Annotated in this window: 13 protein-coding genes and 2 pseudogenes; 8 read left to right on the top strand and 7 right to left on the bottom strand. The window is 64.3% G+C overall.

The window, feature by feature from the left end; genetic code table 11:
* Window positions 1-13 precede the first annotated feature (13 nt).
* From W823_RS41080 to W823_RS41070, 3 genes are all read right to left on the bottom strand, one after another.
* Window positions 14-427, bottom strand: a complete 414-nt coding sequence (locus tag W823_RS41080; RefSeq protein ID WP_023957437.1) for a thiol-disulfide oxidoreductase DCC family protein — start codon at window positions 425-427, stop codon at window positions 14-16.
* Between the two features lie 69 nt (window positions 428-496).
* Complete coding sequence (locus W823_RS41075) at window positions 497-1,837, bottom strand: hypothetical protein (RefSeq protein WP_152538043.1); 1,341 nt, start codon at window positions 1,835-1,837, stop codon at window positions 497-499.
* The gene (locus tag W823_RS41070; protein WP_152538042.1) at window positions 1,786-3,054 is read right to left on the bottom strand and encodes a hypothetical protein; all 1,269 of its coding nucleotides are present in this window, start codon (window positions 3,052-3,054) and stop codon (window positions 1,786-1,788) included. Before W823_RS41070 ends, W823_RS41075 begins: the two co-directional genes overlap by 52 nt.
* 173 nt (window positions 3,055-3,227) lie before the next feature.
* Between W823_RS41070 and W823_RS41065 the strand changes: the two genes are divergently transcribed.
* Window positions 3,228-3,836: a hypothetical protein gene (locus W823_RS41065; RefSeq protein WP_023957430.1), complete on the top strand. Its 609-nt coding sequence runs from the start codon at window positions 3,228-3,230 to the stop codon at window positions 3,834-3,836.
* Between the two features lie 151 nt (window positions 3,837-3,987).
* Here W823_RS41065 and W823_RS41060 read toward each other — a convergent pair whose 3' ends face one another.
* From W823_RS41060 to W823_RS41050, 3 genes are all read right to left on the bottom strand, one after another.
* Window positions 3,988-5,454: a multicopper oxidase family protein gene (locus W823_RS41060; protein ID WP_023957428.1), complete on the bottom strand. Its 1,467-nt coding sequence runs from the start codon at window positions 5,452-5,454 to the stop codon at window positions 3,988-3,990.
* Window positions 5,447-5,971 carry a hypothetical protein gene (locus W823_RS41055; protein ID WP_023957427.1) on the bottom strand — a complete coding sequence of 175 codons (525 nt, stop codon included), beginning with the start codon at window positions 5,969-5,971 and terminating at the stop codon, window positions 5,447-5,449. The genes W823_RS41060 and W823_RS41055 overlap by 8 nt, the downstream gene beginning before the upstream one ends.
* Window positions 5,972-6,097: 126 nt before the next feature.
* A complete protein-coding gene (locus W823_RS41050; RefSeq protein WP_062795283.1) occupies window positions 6,098-6,592 on the bottom strand; it encodes a hypothetical protein in 495 nt (164 codons plus the stop codon).
* 181 nt (window positions 6,593-6,773) lie between these two features.
* On the opposite strand from W823_RS41050, the pseudogene W823_RS41045 reads away from it, so the two are divergent.
* The 4 genes and pseudogenes from W823_RS41045 to W823_RS41030 all read left to right on the top strand — a co-directional run bounded on the left by W823_RS41045 (window position 6,774) and on the right by W823_RS41030 (window position 10,552).
* Window positions 6,774-7,162, top strand: a pseudogene (locus W823_RS41045) (RidA family protein).
* A pseudogene (locus tag W823_RS41040) lies at window positions 7,159-8,342 on the top strand (winged helix DNA-binding domain-containing protein). Before W823_RS41045 ends, W823_RS41040 begins: the two co-directional pseudogenes overlap by 4 nt.
* 90 nt (window positions 8,343-8,432) lie before the next feature.
* A complete protein-coding gene (locus W823_RS41035) occupies window positions 8,433-9,131 on the top strand; it encodes a response regulator transcription factor (RefSeq protein ID WP_031332061.1) in 699 nt (232 codons plus the stop codon).
* Window positions 9,128-10,552, top strand: coding sequence for a cell wall metabolism sensor histidine kinase WalK (locus W823_RS41030; protein WP_023957424.1), 1,425 nt, complete (start codon window positions 9,128-9,130; stop codon window positions 10,550-10,552). Before W823_RS41035 ends, W823_RS41030 begins: the two co-directional genes overlap by 4 nt.
* 13 nt (window positions 10,553-10,565) lie before the next feature.
* On the opposite strand, the gene W823_RS41025 is transcribed toward W823_RS41030, so the two are convergent.
* Complete coding sequence (locus W823_RS41025; protein ID WP_023957423.1) at window positions 10,566-10,991, bottom strand: HIT family protein; 426 nt, start codon at window positions 10,989-10,991, stop codon at window positions 10,566-10,568.
* Between the two features lie 237 nt (window positions 10,992-11,228).
* Here W823_RS41025 and W823_RS41020 point away from each other — a divergent pair, with 237 nt between their 5' ends.
* The 3 genes from W823_RS41020 to W823_RS41010 all read left to right on the top strand — a co-directional run bounded on the left by W823_RS41020 (window position 11,229) and on the right by W823_RS41010 (window position 16,009).
* Window positions 11,229-12,503, top strand: coding sequence for a bifunctional glycosyltransferase family 2/GtrA family protein (locus tag W823_RS41020; RefSeq protein ID WP_023957422.1), 1,275 nt, complete (start codon window positions 11,229-11,231; stop codon window positions 12,501-12,503).
* Window positions 12,500-14,638, top strand: a complete 2,139-nt coding sequence (locus tag W823_RS41015; protein ID WP_023957421.1) for a glycosyltransferase family 39 protein — start codon at window positions 12,500-12,502, stop codon at window positions 14,636-14,638. Before W823_RS41020 ends, W823_RS41015 begins: the two co-directional genes overlap by 4 nt.
* Before the next feature lie 81 nt (window positions 14,639-14,719).
* A complete protein-coding gene (locus tag W823_RS41010) occupies window positions 14,720-16,009 on the top strand; it encodes a low temperature requirement protein A (protein WP_023957420.1) in 1,290 nt (429 codons plus the stop codon).
* Window positions 16,010-16,035 lie beyond the last annotated feature (26 nt).

The raw sequence follows: 16,035 nt of genomic DNA, 5'->3' as shown, positions 1-16,035 counted from the left end.
GAACCGGCCGGTCCTAGTCCAGGAATCTCGCGCGTACTTCAGGAGAGGGGAGCGGGCACGTGTCGAGCTTCCCGAACACTCGGTATCGGATGGCCGCAAAGCCGTCATACAGCCGGTCTCGCACGGGGCGGGGGATCACCCGGGCGACCTTCAGCCACCGCCATGGCCGGTCGGCATGGGTGATCACACGCAGTGCGGCGTCGGACCGCATCGACACACGCTCACCCTCCGTGCCCGGGTTGTCCACGTAGACAACCGAATCGACCCCTGCCAGTTCCGGATGCCGTTCGATGACACCGCGCGCGAAGTCGCCTTCCAGCGCGGCGAAGCGTAGTTCCTCTCGACGGTCGACGCGGAGGAGGAATTGCACTGCGTGGTTGCAGAATCCGCAGACCCCGTCGTACAGGACCACTGGTTGCTCAGGCATCGGGCCCTCCTTCGATACGACACAGGCCGGCAGGGTCGACCCTACTGAGTCGTCACCTGCACCCGTGCCTCAGTACAGGTTGCACTTCTCCGCGGCGTCGTTTGCCTGGTGCATCGTCGGTCCGAAGTAGCGGGGGCTCATGAAGTCGTAGAGATTGATGCCCAGCTGGTCTCGACCGGTACCGAACATGGTGTTGGCAGTGTCGGGTCCGATGAAGTCCGGGGTCCAGTTGCTTCTGTCGGTGGTCGGTCGCTCCCGGGTGAAGAACATGTTCCATCGCATCGGCCCGTTGCCGTCGAAACTCCACGTGGCCTGCATCTGTGCGATGCGCGGCATTGAACTCCATGGGCGGTGTTGCTCCATGGTCACACCCCAGTCCGTGTAGTTGCCACAGCTCAGGCCGTTCACGTCACCGGGTCCGACCGGTGGGGGTGTGCCACGGATCAGCCACGGATACGTGGTCGCCAGGAGTGTGGTCGCAAACCAGGTGCGCAGGCCCCTCGTCAAATCGCTCAGCAGTTGACCCGGCTGGGTCGGCGCAACCCAGCGTTCTTCCATGATCTCTGTGTTGGCAGCTTGGAGTTTGCCGTAGTCGGAAGCCATGATGAGGGCAACGGTGCTGAATGCGTAGGTTGCCGCGGACAGAGAATCCTCGACCTGGAGTCCCAATTGGTCGGCGCGAACCCGCGTCTTGTTGGCCAGTGAATTGGCGTTCGCATTCGCCTCGCCTTCACCGCTCACGTAGGCGCCGAGTCCGAGGAGAGTCGAAATCGGTCCCCATACGGCCTTCGATTCCGGTGCGACCAGCGTGACTACGCTCATGATGACGTTGATCAGTTTCAGACCGTCCGCCAGAGCTGTACTCGCGGGCGGCGGTGACACTTCTCTGACCATGTCGTTGCCTATTTTCGTGACGTTCAGTTTCGCGTCACCACGGACAAGTCCCATCGACGCCTGCAGAGTGTCGTAATAGGTTTTGACTGCGACAAATGACGTGACTTCCTTGCGTAGCTGCGTGAGGGCTGCGTTGAAATCTGCGGCTGTGAAGGAAGCCCCGTCGGTGGGCATGGTCACCGATGTTGCGAGCTCCTGTTTGATCGATGTCCAGGCCGCGTTGTAGTTGGTTCGGTACTTCTCCCGAATGTTGCAGGTGGTGGCAGTTGGTGACGTGCACCCGGGAACATTCGCTTTCCACCCGATGTACGTCTCCGCAGCGGCGTTGATGGATGGGAAGTTCGGGGCTCGGTCAGAACCACCCTGGAAGGCGGGTTGGTACATGATGGCGTTCTGCTTGAGGTCCACGCCGCCGAGCGGGCCCGACTGCAGAGGCAGAAACGAGGAGTCGTGGCCGCGGGAGATCAAACCTGTTGCGGGACCCGGCTTACCGAGAATCGTGCCCATCTCGACCACGGATGATCCGGCGGCTGCTCCGCCGACGAGGGTGTAGTCGCTTGTACCGCCCAGACCGAGGAATGACAGTCGCGACCCGCCCAGCCGAACGATGGCGTCGGCGCCGTCCTGCCACGCTCCGGTCGGCTTCGGGCGGCCGAAACTCTGGACGATGACAAGAAGCGGACGTCCACCGGCATCGACTTCCGCAGCCGCCGCAACGAGTTTGGTACTGAGTTCGCGATTGCCCGCCTCGTTGGTGGTGACCACGGTGGCTCGTACGAGGGTGCGAGAGTTTGGCTGTCGAAGCCGCGGATGACGAAGCCGTCTGGGCCGCTCGGCGTCGACGTGTAGGTGGCTGCGCCGACCGTCATGGTCACAGTGTTTCCACCGCCCGCTTCCTGCCGGGTCGTGAAGGGTATCGGCGCCGGTGGCGTGAAGTCATAACGCTGTCCCAAGGCACTCCAGCGGAGCAGTCCGGTGATGTTGGCACCCGCGCGGTCGCCCACGTCTGCGCCGACGCGTGTGAAGGCTGTGCCGTCGGGAGCTCCGGTCTTGCCGACAATGGAGAACGGCGCACCGGCTTCCATCCGGTTCAGGTCGCCGCGGCTCATGGAAGACGCCCCCAGAGCTCGCAAGAGATCGGCAACGGCCGGTTCGCGGCCGGCATTGGTCATCCCGCGGTGGCCGCTGACGACAACAATCGTGTCATTGCGGTTCCGGAAGCTCTCGGTGATCGACGTGAGCACTCGGACGCCGTCGGCGTTGTTGGGTGCTGTCCCCGAATTGAGCCGGGCGTGGGTGCGGGCATCCAGGACGGCCAGGAGGAGGTTCTGTCGATCGGATGCGGCGGGCATGCCCTCGCCGTTGACGATGATGGAGGCCGCCGGGTTGTCCGAGAGCGTTTCGATCGGGACCCCGAGGACTGGCTCACCGGCGTTCGGGGACAACAGTTGCAACCCGCCTGTTCCAGGTGTGTTCGGCTCAGGTGTGGGATTGTCTGGTCCGGTCGATCCTGACGATCCGGTGTCCGCCGGTGCGCCATCGGATGATCCGGCTCCCGGGAGGTCGAAGGGGAATGTGGGCTCGTCCGCGCCCGCCACCCCTGCGTTGTGGAGGGTTGCGACAGCGACGGCCGAGACGAGCAACACCGTGCCCGCTCTGAACCGGGTCCTGCTGCTGCGGCGTGAGAACAATTCGATGGCTCCTTTTACACAGGCAGGAATGGCTGCGGCCATACCCGCATCGCAACCTAGGGGTCGAATGCATATTTTTGCAACGTGGAGAACCCGGAATTGTGTGGACGACGACGGGAAATGATTGCAAAAACCATGCGGCGCAGGTGAAGAGTGAGCTTGTCCGCCTCTGGGCCGAAGAAGTACCTCGTGTCGCAACCGTAAGGACTTGCTCCATGCTCTCTCGCCTCCGACGATTCGCCGCCATCCTTGTGGTGGGCGCAGCACTGTCGGCCGGTGTGCTCGTGCCATCGGGCTCAGCGTCGGCGCAGCCTGTTGCGCCGGGCGCGCAGTTCAAACATTTCAATATTCATATTCGCTCGACCGACGGAGGCGCAGGTGGCGTCCACTGTGTCAAGAATCAACCCTTCGGACGCGAAGGCAGTCGATGTGATGCACACGGCTATTACGACGACAGTCAAGCCGCGGGATTCGTGAACGTCGATGGTGGGGTTGTCTACGACAGCGACGGCCGCGGCGGCACGTACCTCAAGTTCTATACCAAGGCCGGCGAAGTGATCGAGGGAAACATTCCGTCCCGCAGTTCCGCCGACTTCACGATCTCGAGTTTCAACTCCCCGGCATTCGGCGTCTTGGCCCGCACCGGGCAGAAGTTGTACCTCGATGTGAGAACCACCGATCACGGCCAGACCACCGGTGACCGGTGGGTCGACTTCTATCTTCATGGCGACCTCGTGATCAACACCCCGGTCGGCGGCAGCTATCTCGAGGGTCTCCTCGATGACTTCCTGGAAGGCGTCAGTGGCGCATTCGGTAGCAGCTGAGCGCGGCCCGGGGGTCGGCGGTCGAGTGTCCGACCAGACCAATCGTCCAGCCGGGACCGGCCTCAGAAGTCGAGGACGACCAGCGCCACCAGGACGTTGACCAGTGTTGCCGACACTGCGCGCTGGCCTCGGCGGTTTCCGGCGGCGTCGGTCATGCTTGTTTGTCAACCACTTCCAGCAACTGCATCATGCCGTGGTCCTCGTGGAAGAGGATGTGGCAGTGCATGACGAACTGGCCCGTGAAGTCCTCGAACCGGTGGCGGATGGTGAGTGTTCCGAACGGCGGCAGCATGGCCGTGTCCCGGTAGTGCTGCTGATCGACCGGTTGGTCGTTGATCGCCACCACCTGAAAGTCGTTGACGTGAATGTGAACTGGGTGAGGCTCGTAGGTGCGGTTGATGAAATGCCACTCCTCGGTGTCGCCGAGTGTCATCGTTTCGTTGACCACATGGTGGTCGAACATCGCGCCGTTGATGTAGTACATGAAATGCTCGGTGTCGCCGGTCCCGCGCGGTTCCATCTCCTCGAAGACGAACTCCCGTCGGCGGTCGATGGCAGCGTCACGCAGGTCGTCGAAGGGGAGCAGTGCGCCCGGAAGGGGCTCGGGTGTCTGTGTGTCCCCTTTCGACACCAGGTTCAGCAGGGGCATCGGTGCGGGCACCATCGACGAGTAGAAGGGGCCGAACTCATCCCAGCTCAATGACCGCATCTGGTAGGTGCCGATGTTGGCGCCTTCGATGAGTACATCGGCTCGCCCACCCGGCACCACCTCCAGAACGTCGACGGTGGACACCGACGTCCGGGCGGAACCGTCGATGCCGATCACATGCATCGGATGTTCGTCGAGCTGTAGACGCAGGAACAATGAACTCGCATTGATGATGCGCCACCGTTGCACTTCACCCGGCGCGATCTCGGTGGTGGGCTGGAAGGTGCCGTTGACCAGTGTCTGTTGCAGGCTGTTCGAGCTCTTGTCGCCCGGAACCATCTTGCCGTCCTGCATCTCGGTCTGACTCAGGACCAAGAGGCGTTCGGGGCGCCCCTTCACGCCGGGCAGTTCATCGAGCTCGCCGCGCACGATGAGGGCCCCGAACAGACCCCCGAAAACCTGTGTGTCACTGATGGTGTGCTGATGCGAGTGGTACCAGAACGTGCCCGCGGAATGGTCAGCGGGGAGGTCGTACGAGTAGTCGAAGGTCTCACCGGGCTCAATGGCCATGAGAACGTCGTCGCTCGGCTGTTTCGGCGAGACGTGCCAACCGTGTGTGTGCAGGTTGGTGGGCTCGTCGATGTCGTTGATCAGCGACACCTCGATGCGGTCACCCGGCCGCACGTCCAGCGTCGGCCCGGGGTAGCTGCTCTCGTAGGTGACCGCCGAGACCTTCCCGCCGCCCATGGCCACATCGCTGCGAGCGACCTTCAATTGTGTTTTCAGCGAACCGTTCTCGCTCGCCCGGACGCTCGGCTCGAACCAGGTGACCCCGCCTGCGTCGTCTTTGCCCGAGGCGCATGCGGTGAGGACTGACCCGCCGAGCAGGGGAAGGCCGACGAGCGCTGCGGCTCCGGTGAGAAAACGTCGGCGATTGACCGCTGGGACAGGCATTTTCGGCTCAGCCATCGGTGGGCTCCTTGGTGATGGTGACGGTGCGTGAGGTGGAGCCGATCCCGTTCGCGGTCCAGGTGACGTCGATCGTGTGTTGCGCCGGTCCGTCGCACGCGAAGACCACCGATGCCCCGATCCCGGTCGGTCCTCCGGCAGGCACCTGGAAAGGAACCTGGTCTTTGATGCCCACGGGGAGTAGTTGGCCGTCGAGGCGCAGTTCCACCCCGGTGGCCGATGGTGCGCGCCACCCGACGGTCACCACGGACCGCGGGGGAGTGTCTTTGAGACACGTGAACGTGGGGAGGACGGTGAAGTCGTCCACCTGTAGTGCGCCGCCCGGATCTGTTGCCGGCACCACGGACGCCGTCGGTGGCGTGGTCCGTGTCGGGATCGGCGCCAGCCCGTCGCGGCTGTCCGACGAAGACGAATCGTCGTCATTGCATCCGCCGAGCACCAGCAGCAATGCTGCAGTTGTCACCAGCGCGCCCGTCACACCGGTCCGGGGTGGCAACCGCCACGAGGCACCGCTCATGACTTTGGTGCCGTTGCCGGCAGAGTTCTAGCGTTTTTCGCGCACATGGGGATACTTCACCGGCAAGGTGCATATTTTTCGCATAGGCACCCTTGTCGCCGAGTTCCGGTGCGTCGCCGGGAAGTGTCAGCGAGCCCGCACGGGAAAGACACGCTGTGACATGACCGGTGCGAACCACAATCGGGACAGATCCATGGTGTCGGTCCGCTTGGCGCTGCTGGGCACGAGGCCGTGCTCCACCCCGCCGGGTGACCAGTGGTCGTGCAGATCCTCGGCAGCAAAGATGAACGGCAGCCAGTCGGTCATCTCCTCGGGGCGGGTGAACCCGCCCGCGATGGCCCACAGCACGTCATCGGTGCGGTAGGTGAGGAAGTGTTCGCCGTAGGCAGGGCCGAGCCCGTCGCCGATCAGGGCCGTGAGCACAAACCACTCCGTGGCGGCCAAGACGTGCTCAGAGGTGTTCGACCGAGCCAGCTCGTAATGTTCGTCGACCGAGGCAACCGCATGGTCTTCGTCGAAGAACACCTGGGCCTGACTGATGTCGCGGCCGGCTCCGACTCGAGCATGGTCGGGCATCCCGAGGACAAAGTAGGCGCTCTGCGGTGTCACCTCATCTCCCATGGACGCATTGTGTCAGTGCTGCGGCCGCTGCGCCCGCAGGCGCGAGGGTGAGTGGCCACCGCCATTCGCTCCACATGCCGCCGCCCGCTCCACATGCCGCCGCACGCTCCGCGTGCAACCGGCTCGTATACGAACACGTGGAGCAAATCTGCGCGTCGGAGCGGACAGTTACGATGACGCCATGTCATCAGTGCAGATCAATGGGTCCTCGGGTGGACACACCAGCAGTGCAACCGTCTCGCCGGGGGCGTTGATCTTCACCGCCGGTGCTGCACCCATCGATGCCGAGGGCGCGACGGTCGCGCGGGTGACGTCACCCGGCAGGCGCATCAGTGCATGGCGAACCTGCGCGACGCCCTTGCCGATGCGGGCGCCGACCTGACCGACGTCGTGAAGGTCACGGTGTACGTCGCGGAGAAGCTGCAGGCCGATCTGGTGGTTGCGTGGGACGCGGTCACAGAGGAGTTCGGCGACCACAAGCCGGCAGGCACCCTCCTCGGGGTGACTGTTCTGGCCTACGACGACCAGCTCGTCGAGATCGAGGCCGTGGCGGTTCGCCCGGGCTCATGACCCGGTTCGCGATCGGCACCGAGCAGCGTCGCGCACGGTTGATGCGCCGACATCGGCTGCTCCCGGCTGTCCACGCAGGCTCGCCCGAGGAGGTCGCCGAAGCGGTGGTGGGTCTGCACGCGACCACACCGTCGACCGTCTACATCTCGACATGGGCGCGGATGGCGCACTTCGACATCACCGACATGGAACGTGCGCTCTACGTCGACCGCACGCTGGTCAAGCAACTGGCGATGCGCCGGACCCTTTTTGTGTTCCCGCGGCCGACACTGGCCGACGCGGTGAGTGCGATGGGCACGAGGGTCGCGGCAAGCGAACGCACCAACATGCTCAGAGACCTGCGCCGCGACGACAACTTCCCCGACCCCGAGGGGTGGATAGCCGAGGCCCGCGCGGCGGTTCTGGGTGCCCTCACCGACGGCCGGTCGGCCTCGTCGACTGAACTGCGCAACGAGTTGCCCGCACTCGCCGGCGCCATCCGGCACGGTGAAGGCAAGTCGTGGGGCGGGGTATCCCAGATGGGGCCCCGCGTTCTCAGTCATCTGAGTGCGGCAGGCGACATCGTGCGCGGTCCCAATGACGGCAACTGGTTACGCTCCAAGCCTCGATGGATCTCGATGCAGGACTGGCTCGGTGAACCCCTGCCGATCGAAGACGCGGCGACCGGGCACCGCAACCTGATCCGGCGATGGTTGCGGCAATTCGGCCCTGGTACCGAAACCGACATCGTGTGGTGGCTGGGATCGACGAAAACTGCTGTCCGCAAAGCGCTGTCGGAGCTCGACGTGGTGGAGGTGGAGCTTGATGACGGCTCGACCGGGTTCGTGTTGGCTGACGACCTCGACGAGGTGGAACCCGCGCCACCGACTGCGGTGCTGCTACCCGAACTCGACCCCACCCTGATGGGTTGGAAGCAGCGCGACTGGTTTCTCGGCCCGCATGCGGGGCACCTCTTCGACAGCAACGGCAACGGCGGGCAGACGGTGTGGTGGGATGGCCGCATCATCGGCGGCTGGCATCAGCGGCCCGACGGGTCGATCGGCTTGCATCTGCTCGAGAAGGTCGTCGGGCCGCCGTCGACGCGGCAAGGGCGAGGGCACGCGACCTCGAGCTGTTCCTGGGGGAGGCCCGCCCGAAGCCGGGGTATCCAGCGCCTTTTCATAAAACACTCAGTGGGTGACGAGGCTTCCGGGTCGGTGGTTGCCGGTTCACAGGAAGCTCCCAGCTTGCTGGCAGTTTCTCAAAAGTATGGGTCGGCAGAGTAGGTGCCATGAGTGATCAGGGTGCACGAGTGCTGGTGGTGGACGACGAACCGAATATTCTCGAACTGTTGTCGGTGTCTCTGAAGTTCCAGGGGTTCGATGTCCGGACAGCGCCGGACGGCCCGCGTGCCATCGACCGCGCCCGGACCTTTCGGCCGGATGCCCTCATCCTGGACGTGATGATGCCGGGCATGGACGGTTTCGGTCTGCTGCGTCGGCTCCGGGCCGACGGTGTGGAGGCGCCCGCGTTGTTCTTGACTGCACGCGACTCGTTGGAAGACAAGGTCACCGGGCTGACCATCGGGGGAGACGACTACGTCACCAAGCCGTTCAGTCTCGAAGAGGTGGTCGCGCGTCTGCGAGTGTTGTTGCGCCGCGGAGGTTTCGGTGAGAAGCCGGCGCAGAATCCGCGAATCTCCTTTGCCGACATAGAGCTCGACGACGACACCCACGAGGTGTGGAAGAACGGGGAGCTGGTCTCTTTGTCGCCGACCGAGTTCACCCTGTTGCGCTACTTCATGATCAATGCCGGAACCGTCCTGTCGAAGCCGCGAATCCTCGACCATGTCTGGAATTACGACTTCGGTGGCGAGGTCAACGTCGTCGAATCGTATGTCTCCTACCTTCGCCGCAAAGTCGACACCGGCGACCGGCGGCTCATCCACACACTGCGGGGCGTGGGTTACGTGATGCGCGAGCCACGGTGACCGCGGCGGCCACAGTCCCACGCCGCGGGGTACCCCTGCGGGTGTCGCTGGTGGCGCTGACACTGGTGCTGGTCATGCTCGGACTGTTGGTGTCCGGTATCGCCGTGACGTCGGCGATGAAGAACAACCTGATGGACCGCACGGACAAGTCGTTGCGGGAGGCCTCGCAGACCTGGGCGAGGCCGAAAGAGTTGCCCCCGCAACTCCCCAGGCCCGACGACGTTCAGATCGGCCGTCCTCCGACGCCCTACTTTGTGTACGTGCAGCGCGCCGACGGAACCGTGCTGAAGATCAACGACTTCGGCGGTCAGCCCGACATCACCGATCTGGGCAAGTTGGGGCCAGATCCCGTGACCGTCACGTCGGCCGGCGGCGGCGACCCCCACTGGCGGGTGATCATGACATCCTCACCGACGGGAACCGCCATCGTCGCCATCAAACTGACCGACGTCGACGACACGGTCACGCGGCTCATCTGGCTGCAGTTCGGGATCGGCGTCGGGGTGGTACTCCTGGTCGGAGCATTGGGATACCTGTTGGTGCGCAGCAGTTTACGGCCGTTGCAGCGAGTCGAGAACACGGCTATGGCGATCGCAGCCGGCGACCTCGACCAGCGCGTACCACCGGCTGCACCCAACACCGAGGTCGGAAGACTCGGTGCATCGCTGAACACCATGCTCCACCAGATCCAGAACGCCTTTGCCGCCACCGCTGCGTCCGAGGAACAGGCTCGTCGCTCCGAGGACAAGATGCGCAGATTCGTCGCCGACGCCAGCCACGAACTCCGGACACCTCTGACGTCGATCAAAGGGTTCTCCGAGCTCTATCGGCAGGGTGCGATGACCGACACCGCGCAGTTGATGTCGCGAATCGAAACCGAAGCCGGACGGATGGGACTGCTTGTCGAGGACCTGTTGATGCTCGCGCGTCTCGATGCGCATCGCCCGATCGAGCATGCGTCCGTGGACCTGCTCGCGCTCGCCTCCGACGTGGTGCACAGCGCGCGGGCCACCGCACCCGATCGGGACATCTCGGTGCAAGTCCTCGATGGCCCCGGCCTTCCGGAAGTGCAGGGTGACGCCGACCGCCTGGCCCAGGTGCTGAGCAATCTCATCGGCAACGCCATCCGGCACACCCCGCCGCAGGCCACCATCACCGTGCGGGTCGGCACCCGCGGTGATGACGCGGTTCTGGAGGTTGCCGACACCGGACCAGGCCTGCGTGACGAGGACAAAGCCCAGGTGTTCGAGCGCTTCTACCGGGCCGATGCCTCGCGCCACCGCACCGAGTACTCCTCGGGCAGCGGTCTCGGCCTGTCGATCGTCGCAGCCCTGGTTGCCGCACATGGCGGAACCGTCGGGGTGGACGACACACCGGGTGGCGGTGCCACGTTCTGGGTCCGGTTGCCGCGCGAGCGCTGAGGAAGCCGGTGAGTCAGTCGGCCACGTGATCGGTATGACCGAGTTCGCGTAGCTTCGCCCGGATCTTGTCGGCGACCGCATCAAGTGCCGCGGGGTCGGGGTCCTTGTCGGCGGTGGCGAGGTCGAAGGTCTCGAGCTGCCAGGCCGGGAACACGTGGACGTGCAGGTGCGGAACCTCCAGGCCGGCGATAAGCAAACCCATCCGCGGCGCGTCGAACGCTTCCTTCACGGCCTGGCCGACGGTCTGCGCCACCGTGTTGATCTTTCCGAACAGCTCAGGATCAACGCTTTCCCAGTGGTCGACCTCCTGGCGCGGCACCACCAGCAGGTGACCGTCGGTGACGGGGTTGATGGTCAAGAACGACACCACGTCGTCGTCCTTCCAGACGAACCGTCCGGGGATGTCGCCGTTGATGATCATGCTGAAAACAGATGCCATGGGATGAGCATATTGGTACGTGCGATATCGCGACTCGCTACGCAGCCGAAGCGAAGCCGGAGGTGTGGCCGCGGTTGATCTGGACTGCCGACGAACGAGCGCAGCGATGTGAGGAGAAGGGAAGAGCAACCGCCTGATGGCCATGCCGACAAAGCGAGCGGAGCGAGCCAGATGAACACAGCTTCTTGACAGCTACGCCCGAGGTTTGCGGCAGGTCCGGATTCCAGAGTGTGTGCCATGACAGCAGACACCCTCGACGATGCGCCGAGCGAGACCGCCGCAATCGTGTTCGACCACACGCCGCCAGGACCGGTTCTCGACATAGTCGTCCCGGTTTTCAATGAGGAGTTCGACCTGGGCAGGTGCGTGCAACAGCTCGCCGAGTACCTGAACACCCAGATGCCCTACTCGGCCAGGATCACCATCGCGGACAACGCCAGTACCGACGCCACGTTGCAGATTGCCTGCCGCCTGGCTGCGGTGATCGATGACGGGCGGCGGGTGCGCGTGGCGCATCTCGACGCGAAGGGGCGGGGCCGGGCACTCAAAGCGATGTGGCAGGACAGCGACGCACGTGTGGTCGCGTATATGGACGTCGACTTGTCGACCGACCTCAATGCGCTGCTGCCGTTGATTGCGCCGCTGGTGTCGGGACATTCGGATCTGGCGATCGGCTCTCGGCTGACCCGCTCGTCGCGGGTGGTTCGAGGACCGAAGCGAGAGTTCATCTCTCGTGGCTACAACCTGCTGCTCCGCACCACCATGGGGGCGAGATTCTCGGACGCACAGTGCGGATTCAAGGCGATTCGCTCCGACGTGGCTCGGCGTCTGCTGCCGATGGTCGATGACACCGGCTGGTTCTTCGACACCGAGATGCTTGTCATCGCACAGCGGGCCGGGCTCCGGATCGCCGAGGTGCCGGTGGACTGGGTGGACGATCCGGCCAGCAAGGTCGAGATAGTGAAGACGGCCACCGAGGACGTGAGGGGTTGTTGGCGTGTCGGACGAGCTCTCGCGAGTGGACGGTTGCCGGTGTCGGATCTCCGGGACAGCTTCGGCCGCAACGATCCCGGACCGCAGGTGATCGGGGTGCCGCGTGGGATGGTGGGTCAACTGGCCAGGTTCTGTGTGGTCGGGATGGCCTCCACCATCGCCTACGCGGTGCTCTACCTGGGTTTGCATTCGATCGCCGGGGCGCAGACGGCCAACTTCCTGTCATTACTCATCACGGCCGTGTTCAACACCACCGCCAACCGCGCGTTCACCTTCCGGGTGCGCGGACTTGACGGTGCCGCCAAACACCATCTCCAGGGGATCGCGATCTTTACGTTCGGGTGGGGCCTGACCGCCGGATCGCTTCTCATGCTACACATCTGGGCTCCGGATACGTCCAAGCACGCCGAGTTGCTCGTGCTCGTTGTGGCCAACCTCGTTGCCACGATCCTGCGCTTCATCGGCCTCCGCTGGGTGTTCCGCACATCGCACCGCACTGTGAAAGAGGTCTCGGCATGACCGTGCTCATCGACCTACCACCGGCCAACCCGGCCCGGCTGCGGTGGGAATGGCCCGCGTTCGCGATCCTCGTTGTCGCGACCGGCGTGCTCTACCTGTGGAACCTGAGCATCAATGGGTGGGCCAATTCGTTCTACTCGGCGGCCATCCAGGCCGGCTCACAGTCATGGGAGGCGTGGTTCTTCGGGTCATCCGATGCCGCGAACTCGATCACGGTGGACAAACCGCCGATGTCGTTGTGGATTCCCGGTATTGCCGTACGCATCTTCGGGTTGAACTCGTGGTCGATCATCGTTCCACAGGCACTCATGGGTGTTGCGTCGGTAGCGCTGCTGTACTGGATCGTACGCAAGCGATTCGGTCCGGCGGGTGGACTCATCGCCGGTGCGGCGCTTGCGCTGACCCCTGTGGCGGCGTTGATGTTTCGATTCAACAATCCCGACGCATTGCTGGTGTTGCTGATGATCGCCGCGGTGTGGGCGACACTCAAAGCCATCGACGACGGACGGATACGCTGGATGATCCTGACGGGCGTGTTCGTCGGCTTCGGGTTCCTCACCAAACAGATGCAGGTGTTCCTGGTGATACCGCCGCTCGCGTTGACCTACATCGCGTTCGGGCAGAAGACCTGGATCAAGAGACTCGGCCATCTCTTCGCAGCACTCGGCGCCATGATCGTGTCGGCCGGATGGTGGGTGTTGGCCGTGGAATTGTGGCCGAAAGACTCGCGGCCCTATATCGGTGGATCGCAGAACAACTCCATTCTGGAACTCACATTGGGCTACAACGGCTTCGGACGTCTCAACGGAAACGAGACCGGTAGCGTGAGCCCGGGCGGAGGCGGAATGGTCGAACGGTTCGGTGCCCCGGCCACCGGAGGCGTCAATGAACTCGCCGCGCCCGGTGGCGCGACGTTCACGGGCCCGGGCGGAGGTGGCGGGATGTGGGGCGACACCGGCGTCACCCGGATGTTCGAATCAGGCCAAGGTGGTCAGATCGCCTGGCTGATCCCGGCCGCGCTCATCCTGGGAATCGCTGCGATCGTGTTGCGTGGCAGAGCGTCCCGAACCGACAGTCGCCGCGCGCTGCTGGTCGTCTGGGGCCTGTGGCTGATCACGACGATGGCGGTCTTCAGTTTCATGGCGGGGATCTTCCACGCGTACTACACGGTGGCGCTGGCGCCGGCCGTTGCCGCTCTGGTGGGCGCCGGCGCAGTGGAGTGCTGGCGCCGACGCGAGAAGCGCTGGGTACCAGTAGTCCTCGCTGCGGCGGCGCTGGCTGCCGGCGTCATGTCTTTCGTATTGCTCGATCGATCCGCCGACTTCATGCCGTGGCTGAGATATGTCGTCCTCGTCGGCTCGATCGTCGCTGCACTGGGTCTGCTCCTGTCGAATCTGCGGAACACCGCGGCGCGGCGCGGCGCGCTGGTCGCGGCGCTGGTCGCGGTCGTCCTCGGACTCGCGGGTCCGGCCGCGTACGCCATCGACACAGTGAGCAGCGCACGCTCGGGATCGATCCCGAGCGCAGGCCCCTCCTCGCAAGGAGGGTTCGGTCCAGGTGGCGGTATGCGAATGGGCCGGGGTGCGGCAGGCGGCGGCATGCCTCCCGGCATGTCGAACAATCAGGGCACCGTGCCGGGGATGCCCAACGGTCAGGGCCGCACCACGAACCCCGGGCAAGTGGGCGCCCAAGTGCCGCAGAACGGTACGTTCGAGCTGTTCGGTGGGATGGGAGGCATGGGCGGTGCCGGCGGCGGTCTACTGCAGGGCTCGCGACCGAGCGATGAGCTGGTGGCGTTGCTGAACACCGATGCCGACGACTACACGTGGGTCGCGGCCGCCATCGGCTCGAACAGTGCCTCGGGCTACCAGCTCGCAACCGAGCGTTCGGTGATGCCGATCGGCGGCTTCAACGGCAGCGACCCGTCTCCGACGCTCGCGGAGTTCCAGAAGTACGTGCAGGACGGCGAGATCCACTACTTCATCGCCACGGGCGGCGGCATGATGGGCGGCATGAGTGGCGGGGGCATGAGGGGCAGCGGCACCGGATCGGACATCACCGAGTGGGTTGAGGCCAACTTCGCCAGTACAACAGTGGACGGCGTGACGCTCTACGACCTCACCGCGCCCGCCTGATCAACGATCTGAAGGCACCTTCTTCTAAGCTCGCAGTGCTGTTCAAGAAAGAAGACAGCCTGACAGAGAAGGTGCCTTTAGATGAGCGAGCCAGAAGGTCACAACCGTCCAGCCACCGCGGCAGTCGCCCAACTCAGGCACCGGGTGACCCGGATGACTGGCCGCGACCCGCATGAGGACGGGCGAGCAGCGACCAGCCTCGAGCTGTTCTTCGACCTCACATTTGTGGTCGCCTTCGCGTTTGCCGGAAGCGAAGTCGCACACTTCGTCGCCGAAGGGCACTACAAGACCGCAGTGATCGGTTTTGTGTTCTGCACGTTCGCGGCGGTGTGGGCCTGGATCAACTTCACCTGGTTTGCTTCGGCATTCGACACCGACGACTGGGTGTATCGCTTGACGACGATGCTGCAGATGGTCGGTGTCCTGATCCTCGCCCTGGGCATCGAGCCGCTGTTCGCGTCGGTGGACGAGGGCGGTGTCGTCGACAACCGGGTGCTCGTCCTCGGGTATGTGGTGATGCGCCTGGCCATGGTGCTCCAATGGGTCCGCGCCGCCCTGAGCAGCCCGGACTACCGTCGGACCTGCCTCACGTACGCAGTCGGCATCAGTGTTGTGCAGATTGCCTGGATTGGGGCCATCTTCCTCGACACCACCCTTCTGCAGACCCTGCTGGTGATCGGGGTGCTGGTCGTCTGCGAGATGGCGGTGCCGGCGATCGCCGAGAACATCGGCGATGAGGGCACAACGCCGTGGCATGCCCATCACATCGCGGAGCGGTACGGTCTGCTCGCGATCATCACCTTGGGCGAAGGCATCGTCGGCACCACCGTGGCGCTGCAGGCGGTGGTCCACTCGGCCGGATGGACTCTGGAGACGGCGATCCTCGGCCTCGCGGGAGTCGGCATCACGTTCGGCATGTGGTGGGTCTACTTCATCGTTCCGGCCGGCCACGCCCTGCACCTTCAGCGCGGCAAAGCGTTTGTCTTCGGGTACTTCCACATCATCGTCTTCATGTCGATCGCGATGATGGGGGCGGGACTTCACGTTGCGGCACTGTTCATCGAACACAAGGCGACGATCAGCGAGTTGGCCGCGGTGGTGTCGGTGGTGCTGCCCGTCGGGGTCTTCATCGGGTCGGTCTTCCTGCTGTACGGATTCCTGCTGGGCTTCGATCGAACCAACGTGGCGTTGGCCGTCGGGTCGGGCGCGATCCTGGCGGTCGCGGTGGTGCTGGCAGCAAATGGGGTGTCAGTGGTGACGTGTCTTGTGGTGATCGCCCTGGCTCCGGCGCTCTGCATCGTGGTCGACGAGCGACTCGGCAGTGAGGGACGCAAGAAGGCACTCGAGGCTTTGGTGGCCGGTTCGCGCTGATCGCGGCGGACGGTAAGGTCTGGCAC

Source organism: Williamsia sp. D3 (genome assembly GCF_000506245.1).
GTDB classification, from domain to species: Bacteria; Actinomycetota; Actinomycetes; order Mycobacteriales; family Mycobacteriaceae; genus Williamsia; species Williamsia muralis.
Note: the sequence above shows the minus strand (reverse complement) of the source record. Positions and strands in the feature narration are given on the sequence as shown.